This is a genomic window from Streptomyces sp. 3211.6, from assembly GCF_003634815.1.
GTDB classification, from domain to species: Bacteria; Actinomycetota; Actinomycetes; order Streptomycetales; family Streptomycetaceae; genus Streptomyces; species Streptomyces katrae_A.
This window is the reverse complement of the sequence record NZ_RBXC01000001.1, coordinates 4432831-4453967: the sequence shown is the minus strand read 5'-3', so window position 1 is coordinate 4453967 and position 21137 is coordinate 4432831. Positions and strand designations below refer to the sequence as shown.

Genomic DNA, 21137 nt, shown 5'->3' with positions numbered 1-21137 from the left:
CCTCTCTGGTGGACCTGGGGCGTCACCCTGGGGGGTGCCGGCGTTTGTTGTCGTCAACTGCTGTGCGCGGATCCCACGTTCGAGGGGCTGACCGCTTCTGGCTCGGTGGAACGCCCCGTCGCCACGGAGCCTTCCGCGGCCCTGGACCTCGCCGACCACAGCCCGGTGAACACGGCGGTGGCCAGTGTGACGGCGCCGGCCGCGACGAAGGCGCTGTTGAGGCCGGTCTCGAAGGAGGCGCCGCCGGACTGCCGGGTGCGGACGACGGCTCCGAGTACCGCCACGCCGAGCACCGCGCCGATCTGCCGGGTGGTGCTGCTGATGCCTGAGGCGAGGCCGCCCTCCTGCGGGCTGACCGCTTGGATGGCCGCTCCCGTCAGTGGGGACATGGTCAGGGCGAAGCCGGCGCCGACGGCTCCCAGCCGCCACCACACGTTCCCGTAGCCGGTGTCGGCGTGCACCGTACCGAGCGCCAGCAGTCCCAGGCCGGCCAGGACCAGGCCGCCGGTGACCACGATGCGGAAGCCGTACCGGGCGGCGAGCCGGCCCGCGTACGGGCTGACGATCACCATGGCGAGGGATACCGGCAGGGTCTGCAGGCCGGCGCGCAGGATCGAGCTGCCCTGGACGTACACGAAGAACTGGGAGAAGAAGAACGACGAACCCATGAGCGCGAACCCCACCACGACCATGGCGGTGTTGGACACGGTGAACAGGCGCTGCCGGAACAGCCGCAGCGGCAGCATCGGGGCGGAGCGACGCGCTTCGACGGCGACGAAGGCGGCGAGCAGGACCACCGCGGCGGCGAAGCCGCCCAGGATCACCGGCGACGTCCAGCCGCGGGCACCACCCTCGATCAGTGCGTAGGTCAGCACCCCCACCCCCAGAACGGACAGCACCGTCCCCGGGACGTCGATCGCGGGGGCGCCCGGATTGCGGGCCTCTTCAAGGGTGCGCAGACCGACCAGCAGAAGGACCACGCCGATCGGCAGGTTCACCAGGAAGATGGCGGGCCAGCCGAAGGCGTCCGTCAGCACGCCGCCGGCCACGGGGCCTGCGGCCAGGCCGATTCCGCTGAATCCGGCCCACAGCCCGATCGCCTTCACGCGTTCCTGCGGCACGGGATGCGCGGCGGCGAGCAGGGCGAGCGAGGCGGGGCTCAGCGCCGCGGCCCCGATGCCCTGCAGCACCCGGCCGGCGACCAGCCAGCCGAGCGAGGGCGCGAGGCTGCACACCAGCGACGCGGCGGTGAACACCGCCACGCCGCTCAGGTACACCCGCTTGCGGCCGAACCGGTCGGCGAAGACACCGCCGGACAGCAGCAGCATGGCGACCAGCAGTACGTACGCGTCGACGATCCATTGCAGTCCGGTCAGCTGAGTGTGCAGCCGGTGCTGCATATCGGGCAGTGCCGCCCCGACGATCGTGTTGTCGAGCAGGACCATGAACTGGCCCAGGCAGGTCACCGTGAGCAGCACGGCCCGGTTCGATCGACTGCCTACGGTCACATGCGGTGCCGCCATGGGATCCCCCTCGATCGTCGATTGCGCTCTAACGCAGCCCCTGACTGCGTTAGGTGACTGTAGGAGAGATCGCCACACAAACGCAAGTGGTAACTGCGTTAAGGTGAGAGCATGGACGATCAACAGCGAGCCCGGCGGCCCGGCGGGCGCAGCGCCCGCGTCGGAGCGCAGGTACACCAGGCCGTCACCGAACTGATCAGCGCGCGCGGCTACGGCAACTTCACCGTCGGCGAGGTCGCGGCCCGCGCAGGCGTGGCCGACAGCAGCATCTACCGCCGGTGGGGCAACCTGGAGACCCTGCTCACCGACGTGGCGCTCACCCGCCTCAACGCGCAGTCGCCGATGCCCGACACCGGGAGCCTCGCCGGCGACCTGCGCACTTACGCGGCCCAAGTGGCGCGCGAGATCACCGGATCCGACGGTCCGGCGGTGCTGCACCTGGCCGTCGCCCTGTCGAGCAGCGGTCAACAGGGCCTGCAGGCCGGCGCCGAACTCCGCGCCGAACGCACCCGCCAGCTGCAGGCCATGCTCGATCGCGCCCGCGACCGCGGCGAGGACGCACCCGACGCGCTCGACGTCCTGGACCACATCCTGGCCCCGATGTACATCCGCGTCCTGTTCGGCATGGTGCCGCTCACCCCCGACTACATCGACGGGCTGGTCGACCGGTTGCTGTGACCTCGGCCCGGGTCCCGCGTTCAGCCCCCGGACGCGGCGGCGGAGCGGCGTGCGAAGAGGACCACGTGGCGGGTGGGGGTGCGGGACACCGCGGGACCTCCGTGCCGTAAATCCATTCACGAAATCCGTTCGCGAAATCCATTCGCTCCCGCCCGCGCCCGCTGACTAGAATCTCCGCTCTTGCCGCCTCCCGCCGCCGTACCGGGGAGAGCCGCCCACCGGCCGGAAACCGGTGGGTTTCTGTTCCGCACCCGTCCCGCTGGAGGCAGTTCCGTGCCCGCGCACGCCCCCGACACCACGCCCGACGCCGCAGCGCCCGCCCCCGCCGAAGCCGTCGGCGGCGCCGACACCGCCGCCCTCCTCGGCCGCGAGCGGGCCCACCTGGCCGCCTCCCGGGCCGCCCTGCGCGCGATGCGCGAGGACGTCGAGGCCCTCGACATCCGCGACGTCACCGCGAACTGGGTCAACGCCGTCGTCCTCCAGGCCCAGATCGACGAGCGCATCAAGGCCCTCGCCGACCTCGCGCACACCCCGCTGTTCTTCGGCCGCCTCGACTACCTCCACGCCCCGGGCGCCGACCTCGCCGAGGGCGCGGCGGGCGAGCAGTTCTACATCGGCCGCCGCCACGTCCACGACGCCGACGGCGACCCCATGGTCATCGACTGGCGCGCGCCCGTCTCCCAGCCCTTCTACCGCGCCTCCAAGGCCGACCCGCAGGACATCGCCCTGCGCCGCCGCTTCGGTTACACCGCCGGCGACCTCACCGCCTACGAGGACGAACACCTCTCCGACCCGGCCGAGGCCGCCACCACCAGCAGGCTGCTCCAGCAGGAGATCGAGCGCCCCCGCGTCGGCCCGATGCGCGACATCGTCGCGACGATCCAGCCCGAGCAGGACGAGATCGTCCGCTCCGGCCTGTCCGGCTCGGTCTGCGTCCAGGGCGGCCCCGGCACCGGGAAGACGGCCGTCGGCCTGCACCGTGTCGCGTACCTGCTGTACGCGCACCGCGAGCGGCTGGCCCGCACCGGCACGCTCGTCATCGGGCCGAACCGTTCCTTCCTGCACTACATCGAGCAGGTCCTGCCGGCCCTGGGCGAGCTGGAGGTCCAGCAGGCCACGGTGGACGACCTCGTCGCCCGCCCCGGCCTGGAGGTGCGCGGCACGGACGCCGCCGAGACCGCCGTGGTCAAGGGCGACGCCCGGATGGCGGAGGTACTGCGCCGCGCGGTCCGCGCGCACGTCACCATGCCCGCCGAACCGCTGATGGTGGTCCGCGGTTCGCGCCGCTGGCGGGTGCCGGCGTACGAGCTGGAGGAGATCGTCACCGAGCTCCAGAACCGTGACATCCGCTACGGCGCGGCCCGCGACGCGCTGCCGCAGCGGATCGCGCACGCCGTCCTCGTCCGCATGGAGCAGGCGGGCGAGGCCCCGGACGACCGGGTGCAGGACGCGGTGGCCCGCAACGCGGCGGTGAAGGCGGCGGTCAAGGCGATCTGGCCGGCCGTCGAACCGGCGAAGCTGGTCCTGCGCCTCCTGTCCGACCCGGAGTTCCTGGCGGAGCACGCCGAGGGCGTCCTCACGGACGAGGAGCAGAAACTGCTGCTGTGGCCGAAGCCGTTCCGGAGCGTGAAGTCGGCGAAGTGGTCGGCGGCCGACCTGGTCCTCGTCGACGAGGCCGCCGACCTGGTGGAGCGGACGCACTCGCTCGGGCACGTCGTCCTCGACGAGGCGCAGGACCTGTCCCCGATGCAGTACCGGGCGGTGGGGCGGCGCTGCACGACGGGCTCGGCGACGGTACTGGGCGACCTCGCGCAGGGCACGACCCCGTGGGCCACGCGCAGTTGGACCGAGGCGCTGGCGCACCTGGGGAAGCCGGGGGCGGTGCTGGAGGAGCTGACGGCGGGCTTCCGCGTGCCGCGCGAGGTGATCGCGTACGCGTCGCGGCTGCTGCCGTCGATCGCGCCGGGGCTGGCTGAGGTCTCGTCGGTGCGCGAGACCCCGGGGTCGCTGACGGTGTCCGCCTCGGAGGACCTGACGGGTGACGTGATCGCCGCGTGCCGCGCCTTCCTCGCCCACGAGGGGTCGGTCGGGCTGATCGCGGCCGACGCACGGATCCCGCTGCTGGGGGAGGCGCTGCTGGCGGCGGGGATGCCGTACCTGGCGCCGGGCGAGGAGACGACGGCCCAGTCGCGCCTGACGCTCGTCCCGGCGTCGCTCGCGAAGGGCCTGGAGTACGACTACGTCGTCCTGGACGAGCCGGCGGCAATCGTGGACGGCGAACCGGACGAACGAACGGGCCTGCGCCGCCTGTACGTCTGCCTCACCCGAGCCGTCTCAGCCCTCACAACCCTCCACACGGCCCCCCTGCCGGCGGCCCTGGCGTAGCCGGGCCGGGGCCGGCCCCCTCACCCCGCGCCTCGACTCCTCCGGCCACCGCCGGGAAGGGCCCCGGGCGGGGACGCGCAATGCCGCTGTCCCGGGCGGGGCCGCGCAATGCCGCTGGAGCGGGCGCGCAGCGCACCGGGGGGTCCGGGCGGAGTCCGGGGAACGGGGAAGGGCGGGGCGGGGAGCGGCACCGCGCAGCGGGCCCCCCGCAGCCGCTACCCCAGGGCGGCCCGCCACTGCGCGACGGCCGCCGCGGAGACCGGCCGGTCCCACCCGGAGGGACGGGCCGCGCCGCCGATGTGGAAGCCGTCGATGCCCGCCTCCCTCAGCACCGGCACGTGCTCCAGCGTCAGCCCGCCGCCCACCAGCAGCCGCGCCCCGTACCCCGGCTCGCCCCGCCGCGCGGCCTCCGCCAGGAGGACCGGCAGCCCCTCGGGGACCCCGGCCGCCGAGCCGGCCGTCAGGTACGTGTCCAGCCCCGGCAGGTCGGCCAGCGCCTTGCGCAGCCCGTCCCGGTCCGCCGCGCGGTCGATCGCGCGGTGGAAGGTCCAGCGGCAGCCGTCGATCTCCGCCAGGACCGCCTCGACGGCCGCCAGGTCGGGGCTGCCGTCCGGGTGCAGGAACCCGAGGACGAACTCCTCCGCCCCCTCCGCCCGCAACTCCCGCGCCGCCCTGGCCAGCCCGGCGACGTCACCCGCCGCGAACCCGTCCGTCAGACGGAGCATCACGCGCAGCGGGATGTCGACCGAGGAGCGGATCGCCGCGAAGGTCTCGCGCGACGGGGTGAGCCCGTCGGCGGCCATGTCGGTGACCAGTTCGAGTCGGTCCGCCCCACCCGCCTGGGCGGCGACCGCGTCCTCCGCGTCGAGGGCGATCACCTCCAGGAGCGCACGGTTGCTCATGTGATCCCATCCTTCGGAACATAGGGAAAATAGGTCTAGTCCAATATCAAGGGTACGGTCCCCGGCCCACCCACCACCAGCACGATCGCGCCACCCGCACAATGTCCGCATGGACACCCACACGGGCGCCGACACGGACACCCACACGGACGCACTCCGCCGCCGCTGGGCCGCCACCGCCGCCGCGGCGGGCGCCGACCAGGACCCCGCCCCCTACGCGGACCGCCTCCTCGCCGCCTGGGCGGAGCCGCAGCGCCGCTACCACACCACCACCCACCTGGCCGACGTCCTCGCGCGCGTCGACGTGCTCGCCGGGCACGCCGCCGACCCCACCGCCGTCGAGCTCGCCGCCTGGTTCCACGACGCCGTCTACCGCCCCGACCGCTCCGAGAACGAGGAGCGCAGCGCCGCCCTCGCCGAGCGCGCCCTCCCCGAGCTCGGCGTCGACTCCGCCCGCACCGCCGAAGTGGCCCGCCTGGTCCGGCTCACCGTCACCCACGACCCGGCCCCCGGCGACACCAACGGCGAGGCCCTCTGCGACGCCGACCTCGCCGTCCTCGCCGGCGACCCCGACGCGTACGCCGCCTACGCCACCGCCGTCCGCGCCGAGTACGCCTTCGTCCCGGACGAGGCCTTCCGCACCGGCCGCGCCGCCGTCCTGCGCCAGCTCCTCGGCCTGCCCCGCCTCTACCGCACCCCGCACGGCGCCGCCCACTGGGAGGCCCCCGCCCGCCGCAACCTCGCCGCCGAACTCGCCACCCTGACCCCGTGACCTGACACACCCCACACCCCGCCGGGAATGCGCCCCGCTTCCTTCCGGTTCGTGAGAAGCATGCCCGCAGCCTCAACGAACGCCCCGTCCCGCATGCCCGTCGCCGTATACGTCCTCGGCCTGTCCGTCTTCGCCCTCGGCACCAGCGAGTTCATGCTGTCCGGGCTCCTGCCGCCCATCGCCGAGGACATGGGCGTCTCCATCCCGCAGGCGGGCCTGCTCATATCCGCCTTCGCGATCGGCATGGTCGTCGGGGCGCCGCTGCTGGCCGTCGCCACCCTTCGCCTCCCGCGCCGCACCACCCTCATCACGCTCATCAGCCTCTTCGGCCTCGGCCAGGTCGCGGGCGCACTGGCCCCCTCCTACGGGTTCCTCTTCGCCTCCCGCATCGTCTCGGCCTTCGCCTGCGCCGGGTTCTGGGCCGTCGGCGCGGCCGTCGCCATCGCCATGGTCGGCAAGGACCAGCGCGCCCGCGCCATGTCCGTCATGATCGGCGGCCTCTCCATCGCCAACGTCCTCGGCGTCCCCGCCGGCGCCTTCCTCGGCGAGCAGCTCGGCTGGCGTTCCGCGTTCTGGTCCGTCGGCGCCGCCTCCGCCATCGCCCTCGCCGGCATCCTGGCGCTCATCCCGAAGATCCCGCTGCCCGCCGAGAGGCCCCGCCTGCGCCGCGAGCTGAGCATCTACGCCGACCGCCAGGTCTGGCTCGCCGTCGCCGTCACCGCCCTCGCCGCCGGCGGCGTGTTCTGCGCCTTCAGCTACCTGTCACCGGTGCTCACGGAGGTGGCCGGACTGGACTCGGCATGGGTGCCGTGGGTCCTGGCCCTCTTCGGCGTCGGCGCGCTGGCCGGCACCACCGTCGGCGGACGCATCGCGGACGGCCGCCTCTTCGCGGTGATGCTCTGGGGCATCACCGCCTCCACCGCCTTCCTCGCGGCCCTCGCCCTGCTGGCCTCGGTCCAGGTAGCGGCCGTCGCGCTGTCCTTCCTCCTCGGCGTCTCGGCGTTCTTCACCGCCCCCGCCCTCAACGCCCGCATGTTCAACGTCGCCGGCGCCGCCCCCACCCTGGCCGGCGCGACCACCACCGCCGCGTTCAACCTCGGCAACACCGGCGGCCCCTGGCTCGGCGGCACGGTCATCGACGCGGGCTACGGCTACCCCGCCACCGCCTGGGCGGGCGCGGCGATGACGGTCACGGCGATCGCCCTGACCCTCGTGGCCCTGCGCGTGGACCGCCGTACGGGGGTCGGTGCGACCCGGGTGGTCAACGGTTCGGGCGCCGCCCCGGCCCCGGCCGAAACGGAACCGGCCGGCCGGTAGCGGGGGCCGCCTACGCCACCGGCCGCCCCTTGGGCCTCCGCAGGCCCGCCTCCGTCAGGCGGCGGACGAGTTCCTTGCTGCCTATCTCCAACGCCCCCGCCGCCACCGCGTCCGCGTACCGGTGCGACGGCACGTCGTAGTGGTCCCGTTCGAAGGCGCGCGGCGGGCAGCCGATCGACGCCGCGAAGGCGTGCAGCTCCTCGAACGAGACGTCGCTGACCATGTGCGACCACAGGCGGCCGTGCCCCGGCCACACCGGCGGGTCGATGTACACCGTCACCGGCGGCTCACCGGCCCGGGTGGAAGACGGGGCCGAGACCGCCCACCGCCGCCACCTTCACACCGGCCTCCGAGCACACCCAGTGCGGATCGGGCCCAAGCTCCGGCTCCACGTCCAGCGCGTGCGGCTCCCCGTGCTCGCACACCGGGCACAGCGGCCAGCGCCCGTACTTCTCCAGCAGGGCGTCCTTCACGTCCTGCGCGACGAGTCCGGCAAGGTAGGCGACCCCCTCCGGCCACTGCTCCACCCACCAGCGGCGGTGCGTGACCGAGTCCTCGACGAGGGAGACGACGTCGGCATCGGCGACCTCACCGGCGGCGAGGTCGGCGAGAACCAGTGCGCGGGCGACATGCAGCGCCTGTTCCAGGGGGGTCGCGTGGTCCATGGGCTCATTTTGACCCCTCACCGCCCCAAAAGGGGAGGGGATCCCTCCCGCACCCGGCCCGGCGCCCCGCCGACCGGTCCCCGCCGGTGCACCATGGCTCCCACCGGACCGCCCTGGCCGCCGCGCCCCGCCCGCAGGAGCCCCGCCCATGACCGCCCACGCCGAGACCGCCCACGCCGACCTCCGTGCCCAGCTCGACACCCTCACCACCGAGGCCTTCCGCCCCGAGCTGGCCGAGATCGACCGGCTGCCGACCCTGGAGATCGCCCGGCTGATGAACGCCGAGGACGCCACCGTCCCGGCCGCCGTCGCCGCGCAGCTGGAGCCGATCGCCGCCGCCGTCGACGCGATCGCCGAGCGGATGGCCCGCGGCGGCCGGCTCGTCTACGCGGGCGCGGGGACCGCCGGCCGGCTCGGCGTCCTGGACGCCAGCGAGTGCCCGCCCACCTTCAACACCGACCCGGCGCAGGTCGTCGGCCTGATCGCGGGCGGCCCCGGCGCCATGACCAAGGCCGTCGAGGGCGCCGAGGACTCCCGGGAACTGGCCGCCGACGACCTCACCGCCCTCGCCCTGACCGCCGACGACACCGTCGTCGGCGTCTCCGCCTCTGGCCGCACCCCCTACGCGATCGGCGCCGTCGAGTTCGCCCGCACGCGCGGCGCGCTCACCGTCGGGCTGTCCTGCAACGCCGGCTCCGCCCTCGCCGCGGCCGCCGACCACGGCATCGAGGTCGTCGTGGGCCCCGAGCTGCTCACCGGCTCCACCCGGCTGAAGGCGGGCACGGCACAGAAACTCGTCCTGAACCTGCTCTCGACGGTGACGATGATCCGCCTCGGCAAGACGTACGGGAACCTGATGGTCGACGTCCGCGCCACCAACGAGAAGCTGCGCGCCCGCTCGCGCCGCATCGTCGCCCTGGCCACCGGCGCACCCGACGCGGAGATCGAGGCCGCGCTGACCGCCACCGGCGGCGAGGTCAAGAACGCGATCCTCGTCCTCCTCGGCGGGGTGGACGCCCCCACCGCCGCCGGCCTGCTCACCGCCGCGCACGGCCACCTCCGCGAGGCACTCGCCGCCGTCCGCTGACCCTCCGGCTCCCCCACAGCAAGGCGACGCACCCATGACCACTGACAAGAACCGCGCCACCGCCGCCGCGATCCTGCCCCTGGTCGGCGGCCCGGACAACATCGGCTCCGTCGCGCACTGCATGACCCGCCTGCGGATCGGCCTGCACGACCGCTCCCTCGTCGACGGCCCGGGGCTCAGGGCCGTACCCGGGGTGCTGGGCGTGGTCGAGGACGACGAGACGTACCAGATCGTGCTCGGCCCGGGCGCGGTCGCCCGGGTCACCTCGGAGTTCGAGGCCCTGGTCGCCGAAGGGCGCACACCGCCGGCGCCGGTCACCGCCGACGCGCTGGCCGCCCGGGGCGCGGCCCTGAAGGAGGCCCGCACGGCGCGCAACGCCACCCCCTTCAAGCAGTTCCTGCGGCGCGTCGCGAACGTCTTCGTCCCGCTGATCCCCGCCCTCATCGGCTGCGGGATCATCGCGGGCCTCGGCGGGCTCCTCGCCAACCTCGGCTGGGCCTCGGCCCTGGTCCCGGCCCTGGCGGCGATCGGCTCGGGGTTCATGGCCCTGATCGCCGTGTTCGTCGGCCACAACACCGCCAAGGAGTTCGGCGGTACGCCCGTACTCGGCGGGGCCGTCGCGGCGGTGATCGTCTTCCCCGGCGTCGCGAAGACCGACGCCTTCGGGCAGCACCTCTCCCCCGGCCAGGGCGGGGTCCTGGGCGCCCTCGCCGCCGCCCTCCTAGCGGTCCGCGTGGAGCGGTGGTGCCGCCGCCGGGTCCCCCAGGCCCTGGACGTGCTGGTCACCCCCACCCTCACGGTGCTCGTCCCCGGCCTGGTCACCCTCTACGGCCTGATGTTCGTCGCGGGCGCGGTCTCCGCCGGCATCGGCACCTTCGCCGACCGCCTCCTCGCCACCGGCGGCGCCTTCGCCGGGCTGGTGCTGGGCGGCCTCTTCCTGCCCCTGGTGATGCTCGGCCTGCACCAGGCCCTGATCCCCATCCACACCACCCTCATCGAACAGTCCGGCTACACCGTCCTGCTGCCGATCCTCGCGATGGCGGGCGCCGGGCAGGTCGGCGCGGCCCTGGCCGTCTACGCCCGCCTGCCGCGCAACGCCTCGCTGCGCGCCACGATCCGCTCCGCGCTCCCGGCCGGTCTGCTGGGCGTCGGGGAGCCGCTGATCTACGGGGTCTCCCTGCCGCTGGGCCGCCCGTTCGTCACGGCCTGCGCCGGCGGCGCGGCCGGCGGGGCGTTCATCGGCCTGTTCAACCAGCTGGGCGTCGCCTTCGGTTCGACGGCCATCGGCCCCTCGGGCTGGGCCCTGTTCCCGCTGCTGAAGGGCACGTCCGGCACGGGCGCGACCCTCGCCGTCTACGCGGGCGGTCTGGTGGTCGGCTACCTGGCCGGCTTCGCGGCGACGTACTTCTTCGGCTTCACCCGCCGGATGCTCGACGAGCTCAACACCGACCCCGGCCCGCAGGCACCCCCCACCGCCCAGGCGAAGGAACCGGCGCTGGCCTGACCCCGCCTCCCGTGCACCGACGGCGGGCGGGGCCGGCCGCGCGGACGCGGTGGCCCGGGCATGATCAACCCGTACGGCCCGCCACCACACCGGGGGCGCACGGCCGGTGCGTTCCCCGTGCCCCCGCCACACCCCGGACCTCGTTCACCGGCCCGGCCGCGCGTGGTGGCCTCGGGCCATGCGCAACCGTCCCGCCCGGGCCCTGCCCGTGGCCGCCGCCGCCCTGGCCGTCGTCGCCGCCCGGGCCGGCGTCACCCCGGACCGGGTCCGTCGCCGCGGACGGCACGGCCTCGGCGGGGGGAACGTTCTGAGGCTGACGGCGTGCGTCGCGGGGAGGGCACGCACACTCACACCATCGGGCTAACCGAACGTCTTCGGGCCATTGCGCTCTGGCATATGCCCCTAGCCTGTGCGGCATCCGCACCCGAACGGAGCCGCGTATGACGATTCAGTCGATCCGGAAGTGGGCCCACGGGGCAGCATGGTGTCGAGGAGGCGACACCATGACCCCCAGCTTCGCCGAGCACCCGCAGATGACGGTCGAGGAGTTCGAACAGATCGCCCGCACGGCGCCCGAGACGGTAACCCTTGAGTTCATCCAGGGAAAGCTTGAGGTCAAGCCCGTGCCTGACGGCGACCACGACGAGATCGTCATGTGGGTACTGCGGCACTGCATGCAGCAGCGCCCGGAACTGGCCCTGTACCCGGAACGGGGGCTGGCCGTCGAGAAGTACCGCTCGGGCCGGGCCCGGCCCGACGGCGTACTGGCGCCGGTCGGCACGTTCGCCGGTACGGGCGAGTGGGCCGATCCGACCGGCGTGCTGATGGTGCTGGAGGTGACCTCCCACGACGGTGACACCGACCGGCGAGACCGCAACGAGAAGCGGGACGGGTACGCGGCCGCCGGCATCCCCGTCTACCTCCTCATCGACCGCGACACCTGCGCGGTGACCGTCCACAGCGATCCCGGCACCGGCGCGTACCACCGGAGCGCCTCCTTCCCGTACGGGACCACCGTCAAGATCCCGGCCCCGGTCGGCATCACCCTCAACACCGAGTCCCTGAAGGACTTCGTCCGCTAGGGGCCTGTCTGACAATTCGCGCCGGATCAGGCCGGGTCGTTCGGTGCGTGCGATCGGCGTGCGGCCGCCCTAGGAGCGGGGACGGTCACCGGCCGCTCCGTCAGCCCTGCCCCCTCACCGCCCCGGCCCCGGCCGCGGCCCGCAGGAACCCGGCCAGGTCCTCCACCGAGTACCCCAGCTTCGGCCCCCGCTCGGCCGCCATCAGCAGCAGCTGTCCCACGGCCTCCGCGCCCCAGCCGTCGGTGCCGTCCGCCGCCCACTCCTGCGGCCGCGCCACGCCGAGGTCCGCCAGCAGCAGCCCGTACCCGTCCCGCACCTCCGCGCAGGTCGCGGCCACCGCGTCCAGCAGCCGCGCCCCCGGCCGCTCGCAGCGCAGCGCGAAGCACCCGTCGGCCTCCTCGGCCACGCACCCCTCGGGGGGCCGCGCCCGCAGTCGGGCGTAGCGCGGGTCGTCGGGCGCCGGGCAGTCGTCCACAGGCCTGTGGACCAGTGTGAACCGGTGCCACCCCGGCGGCGGAGGCGGCTGCGGCCGCCAGGCGGTGAGCCCGAAGGCCTCGTGCACGAGGGCGGTCGCCTCGTCCGCCGTCCCGGCGGTCCGCGCCTCGCGCCGCTCCCCGTCGTCCCCGACGGCCGTCCACAGCCCGGCGTCCGCGTCACGCCACGCCCGCACGGCAAGCCCCGCCCCCTTGCGCCGCCACGCGCCGCCGCCCTCGCCGAGGGCCGCCTCCAGGCCGCGCAGCTTCCATCCGAGCTCGAAGGCGAACTGAGCCGCGTCCACCGGATCGCTCACGCGCCGGCCCGCCCGTGCAGGACGGCGGCCAGCCGGAGGGCGGTGTCCAGGTTGCAGCGGCCGAGGTCCACGAGGGGCAGCCCGTACGTCCCCGCCGCCGAGATCCCGTCCACGTCCAGCGAGGGGAACGTGACCCCGACCCCCGCCAGGGACTCCCTCAGCTGCCGCACAGCCTCTTCGGCCGCCTGCATCCGCTCCTGGGGCGTGAGCACCATGACATGTCACCTTTCTACTCTGAGTATTCAACTCCCCTACACAGAGTGGTCGCACCCCGGCTAGCCTTCAAGTGGGCCACCGCAGCAACCGCACCTGTTGGACCGGGAGTTGTCATGCCAGGAAAGAACCTCGACCCCTCCTCACCCCGCGCCCTCCTCGGCGCCGAACTCCGCGTAGCCCGCGAGCGCGCCGCCATGAGCCAGGCCGGACTGGGCGAGAAGCTGTTCGTGAGCGGGTCGTACGTGGGCCAGATGGAAGCGGGCACGCGCCGCATCACGCTCGAACTCGCCAACGCGATAGACGAGATCCTGAGGACCGGCGGATTCTTCGTCCGCAACTGCGCGAAGCAGGGCAAGTCCAAGTACCCCGACCACTTCGTGGCGGCCGCAGAGGCCGAGGCTGAGGCCCTGGCCATCCGGGAGTACGCGCCCCTGGTCATCCCGGGCCTGCTCCAGCGGGAGGCGTACGCACGGGAGATCTTCCGCGCCTACCAGCCGACCGCGCCGGAACACGTCATCGACGAGCTGACCGAGGCCCGACTGGAGCGCGCCAAGCTCCTCGCCGACCCAGCAACGCCCCTGTTGTGGTGCGTACTCGACGAGGCGGTACTCCGACGGGTCGTGGGCGGTCCTGAGGTGATGGCCGACGCCCTGCACCACATCGCGGCGCTGATTCGGGCGCGGAGGATCATCGTCCAGGTAATCCCGTTCAGCGCGGGCGCCCACGCCGCCCTCATGGGGCCGGTCAAGCTGATGGCCTTTGAGAGCGCTCCACCTCTCGCCTACCTTCAAGGCAACGGAACAGGGCTGCTGTTGGATGATCCGGCCACAGTCGCCCGTCATGCTCTGACCTACGATCTGCTCACGGCCAGTGCGCTGTCACCAACCGACTCACTGGCCCTGATCGAGTCCGCGGCGGAGGAATACGCACATGCCCAACATTCCTGAGTACGACCTGTCAGCGGCGACCTGGCACAAGTCCAGCTACAGCGGTGGCGACGGCGGCGACTGCCTGGAGATGGCCACCTGGCACAAGTCCAGCTACAGCGCTGGTGACGGCGGCAACTGCCTGGAGATGGCCACCTGGCGGAAGTCCACCCACAGCGACGGCACGGGCGGCGACTGCGTCGAGGTCTGTGACGCGCACACCGACGTCGTCCCCGTCCGGGACTCCAAGGTCCCGGACGGCCCGCACGTGGTGTTCCGCGCGCCGGCCTGGGCCGCCTTCCTCGCCACGCTCTGACCCGCGGCAAACGGACCGGCTACGCCCCCGCGTCCGGCGGGAGCAGGGCCAGCAGCGCCGCACGGGGCACGGCGGCGCCCGGCACGATCCCCGTGTAGCGGCCCGAGTCCGTGAAGGCGATGTACTCGCCCTCGTCGCGCAGGGCCGCCCGCAGCCAGGCCGCGTCGTCGGCGCTGTGCTCCAGGGCCGTCGTGTGCAGGACCGGGGTGAACAGCTGCTCCAGCTGGGGGACGTCGAGCTCGTGGGGCAGGGCGTCGAACCCGCTCACCGCACGGGCCAGTAGCTGTTCCTCCAGGAAGGGGTTGAGGGCGTCGCGCGGCGGCGGGTGGGTCAGGCCGCGCATGCCCTCCAGGCCGAGCTCCTTCATCAGCCGCGCCGACGGTGCCGGCCCCGACGCTTCGGCGAGGCGGACCCCGGCGGCCTGGCCGGAGGCCTCCAGGTACGCCTTGCGCAGGGCCGGGTCGGCCTCCTGGAGGCGTTCGAGGAGGTCGGACGGGCGGGCCCAGCCGATGAACTGGCCCGGCCTGCCCTGGCGCTGGGCGGTGAAGACGACGACCGGGGGGCGGCCGAGCCGGGCGGCTGCGGCGCACAGCAGCAACAGCCGGTGCTGCCACCAGGCGTGGCCGTCCTCCAGGTCCACGACGGCCACCTCGGCGCCGCGCAGGCTCCGCAGGGAGGCGACGGCCCCGGCTCCGCCCGCGTCGGCCGGGGAAACGGCCGGCTGCGGGGCCACGTTCCGGGGCACCACGAGCCCGCGCCGCGCGGCCGCGGCCGCGCTGAGGGCCGTCTTGGCGGCGCCGAGCCCGACCGTCCCGCCGCCCGCCGCGGCGCTGCTCAGGACCAGCAGCAGGACGGGCAGCAGGCTCAGGCCGACGATGCCGAGCAGGACCCACCCGGCCGGTACGGAGGCCAGGCCCAGCACCGTGCGGGCGGCGGCCCAGACCACCACCAGCACGACCAGCAGCAGGGGGGCCAGGAGTACGGCCGCCCGTGCGCCGAACGGCCAGAACGCCGGGCCCGTCTTCGCCCTGGGCTTCCGCGGCGAGTCCACGGACCCATTATCGGGCGCCGGACCGGCCGCCGCCCGGGGAGCCGGCGGGGGCTCAGGGCCGGTAGACGCGCAGCTCCGAGACCTCGTAGGACATCTCCGTCTGCTCCGGGTCCGGGGCCGGGTGGTACCGGCCGGCGGAGACCGACAGGTTGACGATGAGGTACGCGCGCCACCCGCGGCCCACGCCCCGCCCGTCGGAGAAGACGCGGGCGCCGTTGACCCACCAGACGACGGACCGCTTGCCGAACTCGACCCTGAGGTCGATCCAGGCCCCGGGCCGGACGGCCGGGTCGCGGTGGTAGCGGTGGGCCTCGCGGACGTGGTTGGAGAGTTCGAGCAGGTCCGGGTTGTCGGGGTGGTACTCGAAGACGTCGATCTCCTGGCCGCCGTCGCGCCAGGTCCAGATCGCGGGCCAGGCCCCCGTCTCGGCGGGCAGCCGGACGCGGGCCTCCAGGACGTCACCGGTGCGGACCATGAAGCCCTCGTCGCTGCCCTCGGTGGTGAGCAGCCCGGTGTCCCAGTTCCCGTCGGGGCGGCGGGTGGCGCGGAAGGTGCCGCCACGGCTGTAGGCGGGGTCGGCGGTGAGGTGGTCGAGCTTGTTGTCGCCCGGGTTGACCGGGCCGCCGTCGGGATAGGCCCAGGAGCGGCCCGCCACCCATTGGGCGGTGGAGGTGAAGTCCGCGGTCAGGACGGGGGCGCCGCGAGGCGTGAACACCGGCAGGCCCCCGCCCCCGGCCGAGGGGACGAGGCGGCGGGTCAGACGGCGCAGCCATCCGGAGGTGTCCGATTCCATACGGGTGTCCTGCCCGCCGTACGGCCCGGCATCCGCGTGTTCTCACTCAGAGTAATCGTATGATTGCGTGGCGGCGTGGATGAAGGCCCGGATCAGTTCGGGGGACTTCACTCCGCGCTCCCGCTCGACCCCGCTGGAGACGTCCACCCCCCAGGCGCCGGTGGCCCGGACCGCCTCGCGGACGTTGCCCGGGCCGAGCCCGCCGGCCAGCAGCCAGCGCCCCTCCGGGGCCTTGAACTGCGCGGACCCCCAGTTCCAGGGCTTGCCGGAGCCGGGGTCCGGGGCGTCGATCAGCAGCAGGTCCTCGCCGTACTCACCGCACCGCGCGACGTGCTCGGCGGTGGCCCGCAGCAGGGTCCGGCCGGGCGCGCGCAGCGCCTCGTAGTACGCGGCGGGCTCGTCGCCGTGCAGCTGCACCCCGCGCACGCCGCTCTCCTCGGCGAGCCGACGCACCTCCTCCAGCGGCTGCCCCCGGAACACCCCGACGGTGAGCACCCGGTCCGGCACCCGAGCTCCGAGCTCGCGCGCGAGCGCCGCGGTGACGGTGCGGGGGCTGCCGGGCGCGAGGACGAACCCGACGGCGTCGGCCCCGGCGGCGACGGCCACGTCGACGTCCTCGGGGGTCTTCAGCCCGCAGATCTTCACGAAGAGCTCGCTCATGCCTTCAGTGAACCAAAAGCCACCCGTTCGACGGTGACCCGTCTCGGGGACCGGGCGGAACCGCTCGCCCGCCACTAGCCTGGAACGAGCATCACAGCCAGTGCGCAGCACGCCACGCGGAGGACGACGGTGACGATCATGACCGAGCGGGCCACACCGATAGAACATGCGGCGCTGCCAACGTTCGAGACGCTCCTGCGCGCCGTTGCGGAGATGGACACGCCAGACGGCTTCAAGGCCGAGCTCATCCGGGGGAAGATCGTCGTGTCACCGTTTTCGCGGCTCCGCTACTACCGTTGCATGCGTGCGCTGCGCGAGCAGCTGCAGGCTCATGCCCCTGAGGGGCACGTCGCGGACATCGCCCCCTTCCTTTTCCGGTTTCCGGCGGCCAAGCGCGCCTACGGGCCCGACCTGTTCGTCACGGACGAGTCGGCCTTCGACGAGGAAGGCCGCCATGCGGACGGAGGGGCCCTCTCGCTCGTCGGCGAATTCACGTCAGTTTCGACCAGGGACGCCGACTGGAAGGAGAAGCTGGACGTGTACGGCCGGATCGTCCCCGTCTACCTGGTGGTCGACATGCAGGACTCGGAGATCACCTGCTTCTCCGACCCCTCCCCGCAGGGCTACCGGTCCCGCAAGACCGTCGCCTTCGGCGAGGCCTTGCCCATCCCGGAACCGTTCGACCTTTCCCTCGACACCACCGGTTTCTGAGGTCGCCGAAACGCCCGAGGCTCAAGCCGCGAGAGTCCGAGCGCTTTGTCTGTGGAATGGGTGGTGGGCGGAGCCCACCACCACCCACCACCCTCCCAACCGGCTCCCATACCAGGCCGGATGACGATCCGTGACCGGCTTGCCACACAGGGCCATCAGGCCCTACCTTGCGGCTGGAAACGAAAACGGCCCCCGCTGGTGCGCCAACACCACACGAGGGCCTGACCATCGAGATCGAGAAAAGGTCGATCCCATGGATGACAGCCACCTTAGTGCTGCCCCGCACCCCCTCGCCAAGCCCGGCTACGGCAAAATCGCCGCACCGGAGCAAGCGCCCCGTACCGCCCGCGACTTCGCGCACCTCCCGGCCCGGGAGGCGGCCGTCGCCGGGTACCTCGACCGCCTGCCGGACGGCGCCGACATCAGCGTGAAGACCCTCGCGGCCGTCCTGCCCCTGTGGGGCCAGTGCGCACTGCGCACCGCCCTCAACCGGCTGGCCACCGCCGGGCACCTGCACCGCGTACGCCAGCGGCTGCCCGGCGAGGCCACCCGGTGGGTCACCCGCACCTTCTTCTCCCGCACCCCCCGCGACGGCGCCTGGTGGGCCCGGTTCACCCAGAGGGATTCCCCCGCACCCACCGCCCCACCACCACCCCCACAGGTACCCCCGGCCCCGGCCCCGCCCCCGTCCCCGCCGACAACACAGGCCCCGCCACCGCCATCGGCGCCCGCCCCACGGGTACCCCCACCCCGGCCGACGCCACAGGCCCAGGCCCCGGCCCCGACCCCGCCGAGCGACCCGCCACCGGCCCTCGCCCCCGCCGGGCAAGACGCGTACGGCATCCTCGCCTCGCTCGGCCGCACCGCCCCCGCCCTCGCGCTCTCCAAGGCCGACTGCACGGCCCTCGCCCCGCTCCTCGTGCCCTGGCTGGCCCGGGGCGTCACCCCCGACCGCATCCGGCTCGCCCTCACCGCCGGGCTGCCGCCCGTGGTCCACCACCCGGCGGCCCTGGTCCGCAAGCGCCTGGAGTCCAAACTCCCCGCCGCACCACCCGGCCCGGCCCCGGCAGCGGCCCCCGCACCCCCGGTCCGCGCCGAGTGCGCCGAATGCCGCGCGCCCGGCCCGCCCGGCGCCTTCGCCGAAGGCCGCTGCCGCGCCTGCCGCCCGCAAGGCCCCCGCCCGCCCGTCTTCACCCCGACCCTCACCCCGGCCGAGGTCCGCGCCCACGCGGCCCGTATCCGCGAAGGGAACCGCCGATGACCAGTCCCCCGCTCCGACGGCGCCGAACCCGGGCACCATGGTGTCGAGGAGGCGACGCCATGACCCCCCGCACCGCCGCACACGCCCAGATGTCGCTGAAGGACTTCGAGACGCTGACCCGCCGCGCACCCGAGACGGTCACGCTCGAAGTACGACCACTACGCCGCCCAGGACGGCGAGTGGGCGGATCCCGCCGGGACCCTGATGGTCGTGGAGGTCACGTCCTTCCACCCCGACGCCGACCGGCGTGACCGGCGCGACAAACGCGCCGCGTACGCCCAGGTGGGCATCCCCGTGTGCCTGGTCATCGACCGGGACGAGGACATGCTCACCGTCCACAGCGACCCCGAGGACGGCATGTACCGGCGGTCCGTGTCCTATGCCCACGGAAAGACGGTCACGCTGCCCGCCCCCGTGGGGATCACGTTGGACACCGAGAAGCTCAAGGACTACGCCCACTGAAACGCCCGAGGGCGGCACCCCCTCCGCAAGGAAGGGGTGCCGCCCTCGTTCGAGAACAGCCGATCAGCCGGGGGCCGATCAGAAGTCCATGTCACCGCCCGGCATGCCGCCCGGAGCGGCGGCGGCCTTCTCCGGCTTGTCGGCGATGACGGCCTCGGTGGTCAGGAAGAGCGCGGCGATGGACGCGGCGTTCTGCAGCGCGGAGCGCGTGACCTTCGCCGGGTCGATGATGCCCTCGGCGATCATGTCGACGTACTCGCCCGTGGCGGCGTTCAGACCGTGGCCGACGGCCAGGTTGCGCACCTTCTCCACGACGACGCCGCCCTCGAGACCACCGTTGACGGCGATCTGCTTCAGCGGGGCCTCCAGCGCGAGCTTCACGGCGTTGGCGCCGGTCGCCTCGTCACCGGTGAGCTCCAGCTTCTCGAAGACCGAGGAGGCCTGGAGCAGGGCCACGCCACCGCCGGCGACGATGCCCTCTTCGACGGCCGCCTTCGCGTTGCGCACGGCGTCCTCGATGCGGTGCTTGCGCTCCTTGAGCTCGACCTCGGTCGCGGCACCGGCCTTGATGACGGCCACGCCGCCGGCCAGCTTCGCGAGGCGCTCCTGGAGCTTCTCGCGGTCGTAGTCCGAGTCGGAGTTCTCGATCTCGGCGCGGATCTGGTTGACGCGGCCCTGGACCTGGTCGCTGTCACCGGCACCGTCGACGATGGTGGTCTCGTCCTTGGTGATGACGACCTTGCGGGCGCGGCCGAGCAGGTCGAGACCGGCGTTCTCCAGCTTGAGGCCGACCTCCTCGGAGATGACCGTGCCGCCCGTGAGGATGGCGATGTCGCCGAGCATGGCCTTGCGGCGGTCGCCGAAGCCCGGGGCCTTGACGGCAACGGACTTGAAGGTGCCGCGGATCTTGTTGACGACCAGGGTCGACAGGGCCTCGCCCTCGACGTCCTCGGCGATGATCAGCAGCGGCTTGCCGGACTGCATGACCTTCTCCAGGAGCGGCAGCAGGTCCTTGACCGAGCCGATCTTGGAGTTGACGATCAGGATGTACGGGTCGTCGAGGGACGCCTCCATACGCTCCATGTCGGTGGCGAAGTACGCCGAGATGTAGCCCTTGTCGAAGCGCATGCCCTCGGTGAGCTCCAGCTCCAGACCGAAGGTCTGGGACTCCTCGACGGTGATGACGCCTTCCTTGCCGACCTTGTCCATGGCCTCGGCGATGAGCTCGCCGATCTGGGTGTCGGCGGCGGAGATGGAGGCCGTGGAAGCGATCTGCTCCTTGGTCTCGACATCCTTGGCCTGGGCGAGCAGGGCGGCGGAGACGGCCTCGACGGCCTTCTCGATACCACGCTTGAGGGCCATCGGGTTGGCGCCGGCGGCCACGTTGCGCAGACCCTCGCGGACGAGCGCCTGGGCGAGGACGGTGGCGGTGGTCGTACCGTCGCCGGCGACGTCGTCCGTCTTCTTGGCGACTTCCTTGACCAGCTCGGCGCCGATCTTCTCGTACGGGTCCTCGAGCTCGATCTCCTTGGCGATGGAGACGCCGTCGTTGGTGATCGTGGGTGCACCCCACTTCTTCTCAAGGACGACGTTGCGACCCTTGGGGCCAAGGGTGACCTTGACGGCGTCGGCGAGCTGGTTCATGCCACGCTCGAGACCGCGCCGGGCCTCCTCGTTGAACGAAATGATCTTGGCCATCTGAAGTGGTCCTCCAGGACTGGGGTTCCCCCTACGCCGCCAGACGTCAGGGGAGGGTGGATTGCTCCGGACCGCGCCCGCGCCCGCGACGGACGGCCTGCCGGCCCGGCGGTTCCTTCCCGCCGGACCCTGCGGGCCTCACCGACCCGGTCCTCGTCTTGTAGCACTCTCACCCGGAGAGTGCTAACGCCAATGATTAGCACTCGGCCCCCACGAGTGCAAGCGGCTTCGAGACATGCCGGGCGCACGTCGGGCCGGCGCGCGCGTCGCGCCGCGCCGCGCCGGCATGCCGCACATACGTGAGGGGCCCGCATCCCGTCCGGGATGTGGGCCCCTCA

General features: G+C 73.3%; 22 protein-coding genes. 12 read left to right on the top strand and 10 right to left on the bottom strand.

Features of this window, described 5'->3' with window-relative positions; genetic code table 11:
• Positions 1 to 53 precede the first annotated feature (53 nt).
• Positions 54 to 1523 carry an MFS transporter gene (locus BX286_RS20655; protein WP_079429071.1) on the bottom strand — a complete coding sequence of 490 codons (1470 nt, stop codon included), beginning with the start codon at positions 1521 to 1523 and terminating at the stop codon, positions 54 to 56.
• Positions 1524 to 1634: 111 nt separating this feature from the next.
• Here BX286_RS20655 and BX286_RS20650 point away from each other — a divergent pair, with 111 nt between their 5' ends.
• On the top strand, positions 1635 to 2201 hold the full coding sequence (locus BX286_RS20650; RefSeq protein WP_079429070.1) for a TetR/AcrR family transcriptional regulator: 567 nt from the start codon (positions 1635 to 1637) through the stop codon (positions 2199 to 2201).
• A gap of 273 nt (positions 2202 to 2474) precedes the next feature.
• Positions 2475 to 4586, top strand: coding sequence for a HelD family protein (locus BX286_RS20645; protein ID WP_398898738.1), 2112 nt, complete (start codon positions 2475 to 2477; stop codon positions 4584 to 4586).
• A 215-nt stretch (positions 4587 to 4801) separates the two neighbouring features.
• Here the strand turns inward: BX286_RS20645 and BX286_RS20640 are convergent, their stop codons facing one another.
• A complete protein-coding gene (locus BX286_RS20640; RefSeq protein WP_121015803.1) occupies positions 4802 to 5488 on the bottom strand; it encodes a copper homeostasis protein CutC in 687 nt (228 codons plus the stop codon).
• A gap of 109 nt (positions 5489 to 5597) precedes the next feature.
• Here BX286_RS20640 and BX286_RS20635 point away from each other — a divergent pair, with 109 nt between their 5' ends.
• Positions 5598 to 6260: a hypothetical protein gene (locus BX286_RS20635; RefSeq protein WP_121015800.1), complete on the top strand. Its 663-nt coding sequence runs from the start codon at positions 5598 to 5600 to the stop codon at positions 6258 to 6260.
• Between the two features lie 93 nt (positions 6261 to 6353).
• On the top strand, positions 6354 to 7577 hold the full coding sequence (locus BX286_RS20630; RefSeq protein WP_100863192.1) for a Cmx/CmrA family chloramphenicol efflux MFS transporter: 1224 nt from the start codon (positions 6354 to 6356) through the stop codon (positions 7575 to 7577).
• A gap of 10 nt (positions 7578 to 7587) precedes the next feature.
• Here the strand turns inward: BX286_RS20630 and BX286_RS20625 are convergent, their stop codons facing one another.
• Positions 7588 to 7857 (bottom strand): DUF4031 domain-containing protein, encoded by a 270-nt coding sequence (locus BX286_RS20625; RefSeq protein WP_079429065.1) that lies wholly within the window; start codon positions 7855 to 7857, stop codon positions 7588 to 7590.
• Between the two features lie 7 nt (positions 7858 to 7864).
• The gene (locus BX286_RS20620) at positions 7865 to 8242 is read right to left on the bottom strand and encodes a hypothetical protein (protein WP_079429064.1); all 378 of its coding nucleotides are present in this window, start codon (positions 8240 to 8242) and stop codon (positions 7865 to 7867) included.
• Positions 8243 to 8390: 148 nt separating this feature from the next.
• On the opposite strand from BX286_RS20620, the gene murQ reads away from it, so the two are divergent.
• The 3 genes from murQ (at position 8391) to BX286_RS20605 (ending at position 11915) form a co-directional block, all read left to right on the top strand.
• Complete coding sequence (gene murQ / locus BX286_RS20615) at positions 8391 to 9329, top strand: N-acetylmuramic acid 6-phosphate etherase (protein ID WP_079429063.1); 939 nt, start codon at positions 8391 to 8393, stop codon at positions 9327 to 9329.
• A gap of 34 nt (positions 9330 to 9363) precedes the next feature.
• Positions 9364 to 10833, top strand: coding sequence for a PTS transporter subunit EIIC (locus tag BX286_RS20610; RefSeq protein WP_079429062.1), 1470 nt, complete (start codon positions 9364 to 9366; stop codon positions 10831 to 10833).
• A 503-nt stretch (positions 10834 to 11336) separates the two neighbouring features.
• Positions 11337 to 11915: a Uma2 family endonuclease gene (locus BX286_RS20605; protein WP_079429061.1), complete on the top strand. Its 579-nt coding sequence runs from the start codon at positions 11337 to 11339 to the stop codon at positions 11913 to 11915.
• A 100-nt stretch (positions 11916 to 12015) separates the two neighbouring features.
• Here the strand turns inward: BX286_RS20605 and BX286_RS20600 are convergent, their stop codons facing one another.
• Positions 12016 to 12705, bottom strand: coding sequence for a hypothetical protein (locus BX286_RS20600; protein WP_237293006.1), 690 nt, complete (start codon positions 12703 to 12705; stop codon positions 12016 to 12018).
• Entirely contained in the window at positions 12702 to 12920 is a 219-nt protein-coding gene (locus tag BX286_RS20595) for a hypothetical protein (RefSeq protein ID WP_079429060.1), read from the bottom strand. The genes BX286_RS20600 and BX286_RS20595 overlap by 4 nt, the downstream gene beginning before the upstream one ends.
• A gap of 114 nt (positions 12921 to 13034) precedes the next feature.
• On the opposite strand from BX286_RS20595, the gene BX286_RS20590 reads away from it, so the two are divergent.
• Entirely contained in the window at positions 13035 to 13868 is an 834-nt protein-coding gene (locus tag BX286_RS20590) for a helix-turn-helix transcriptional regulator (RefSeq protein ID WP_121015797.1), read from the top strand.
• Positions 13852 to 14163 carry a DUF397 domain-containing protein gene (locus tag BX286_RS20585; RefSeq protein WP_121015794.1) on the top strand — a complete coding sequence of 104 codons (312 nt, stop codon included), beginning with the start codon at positions 13852 to 13854 and terminating at the stop codon, positions 14161 to 14163. Before BX286_RS20590 ends, BX286_RS20585 begins: the two co-directional genes overlap by 17 nt.
• Positions 14164 to 14182: 19 nt before the next feature.
• Here BX286_RS20585 and BX286_RS20580 read toward each other — a convergent pair whose 3' ends face one another.
• The 3 genes from BX286_RS20580 to BX286_RS20570 are packed head-to-tail and all read right to left on the bottom strand — an operon-like array spanning position 14183 to position 16667.
• Complete coding sequence (locus tag BX286_RS20580) at positions 14183 to 15214, bottom strand: hypothetical protein (RefSeq protein WP_121015791.1); 1032 nt, start codon at positions 15212 to 15214, stop codon at positions 14183 to 14185.
• Positions 15215 to 15266: 52 nt separating this feature from the next.
• Positions 15267 to 16007 carry a beta-glucanase gene (locus BX286_RS20575; protein WP_261993478.1) on the bottom strand — a complete coding sequence of 247 codons (741 nt, stop codon included), beginning with the start codon at positions 16005 to 16007 and terminating at the stop codon, positions 15267 to 15269.
• A 42-nt stretch (positions 16008 to 16049) separates the two neighbouring features.
• Complete coding sequence (locus BX286_RS20570; RefSeq protein WP_121015788.1) at positions 16050 to 16667, bottom strand: phosphoribosylanthranilate isomerase; 618 nt, start codon at positions 16665 to 16667, stop codon at positions 16050 to 16052.
• 138 nt (positions 16668 to 16805) lie between these two features.
• Here BX286_RS20570 and BX286_RS20565 point away from each other — a divergent pair, with 138 nt between their 5' ends.
• The 3 genes from BX286_RS20565 (at position 16806) to BX286_RS37485 (ending at position 19101) form a co-directional block, all read left to right on the top strand.
• Positions 16806 to 17378, top strand: a complete 573-nt coding sequence (locus BX286_RS20565; protein WP_121017700.1) for a Uma2 family endonuclease — start codon at positions 16806 to 16808, stop codon at positions 17376 to 17378.
• Positions 17379 to 17631: 253 nt separating this feature from the next.
• Positions 17632 to 18639, top strand: coding sequence for a hypothetical protein (locus tag BX286_RS20560; RefSeq protein ID WP_079429054.1), 1008 nt, complete (start codon positions 17632 to 17634; stop codon positions 18637 to 18639).
• 210 nt (positions 18640 to 18849) lie between these two features.
• Complete coding sequence (locus BX286_RS37485) at positions 18850 to 19101, top strand: Uma2 family endonuclease (protein WP_261993477.1); 252 nt, start codon at positions 18850 to 18852, stop codon at positions 19099 to 19101.
• A 78-nt stretch (positions 19102 to 19179) separates the two neighbouring features.
• Here the strand turns inward: BX286_RS37485 and groL are convergent, their stop codons facing one another.
• Positions 19180 to 20799, bottom strand: a complete 1620-nt coding sequence (gene groL, locus BX286_RS20550) for a chaperonin GroEL (protein WP_045950713.1) — start codon at positions 20797 to 20799, stop codon at positions 19180 to 19182.
• Between the last annotated feature and the right edge of the window lie 338 nt (positions 20800 to 21137).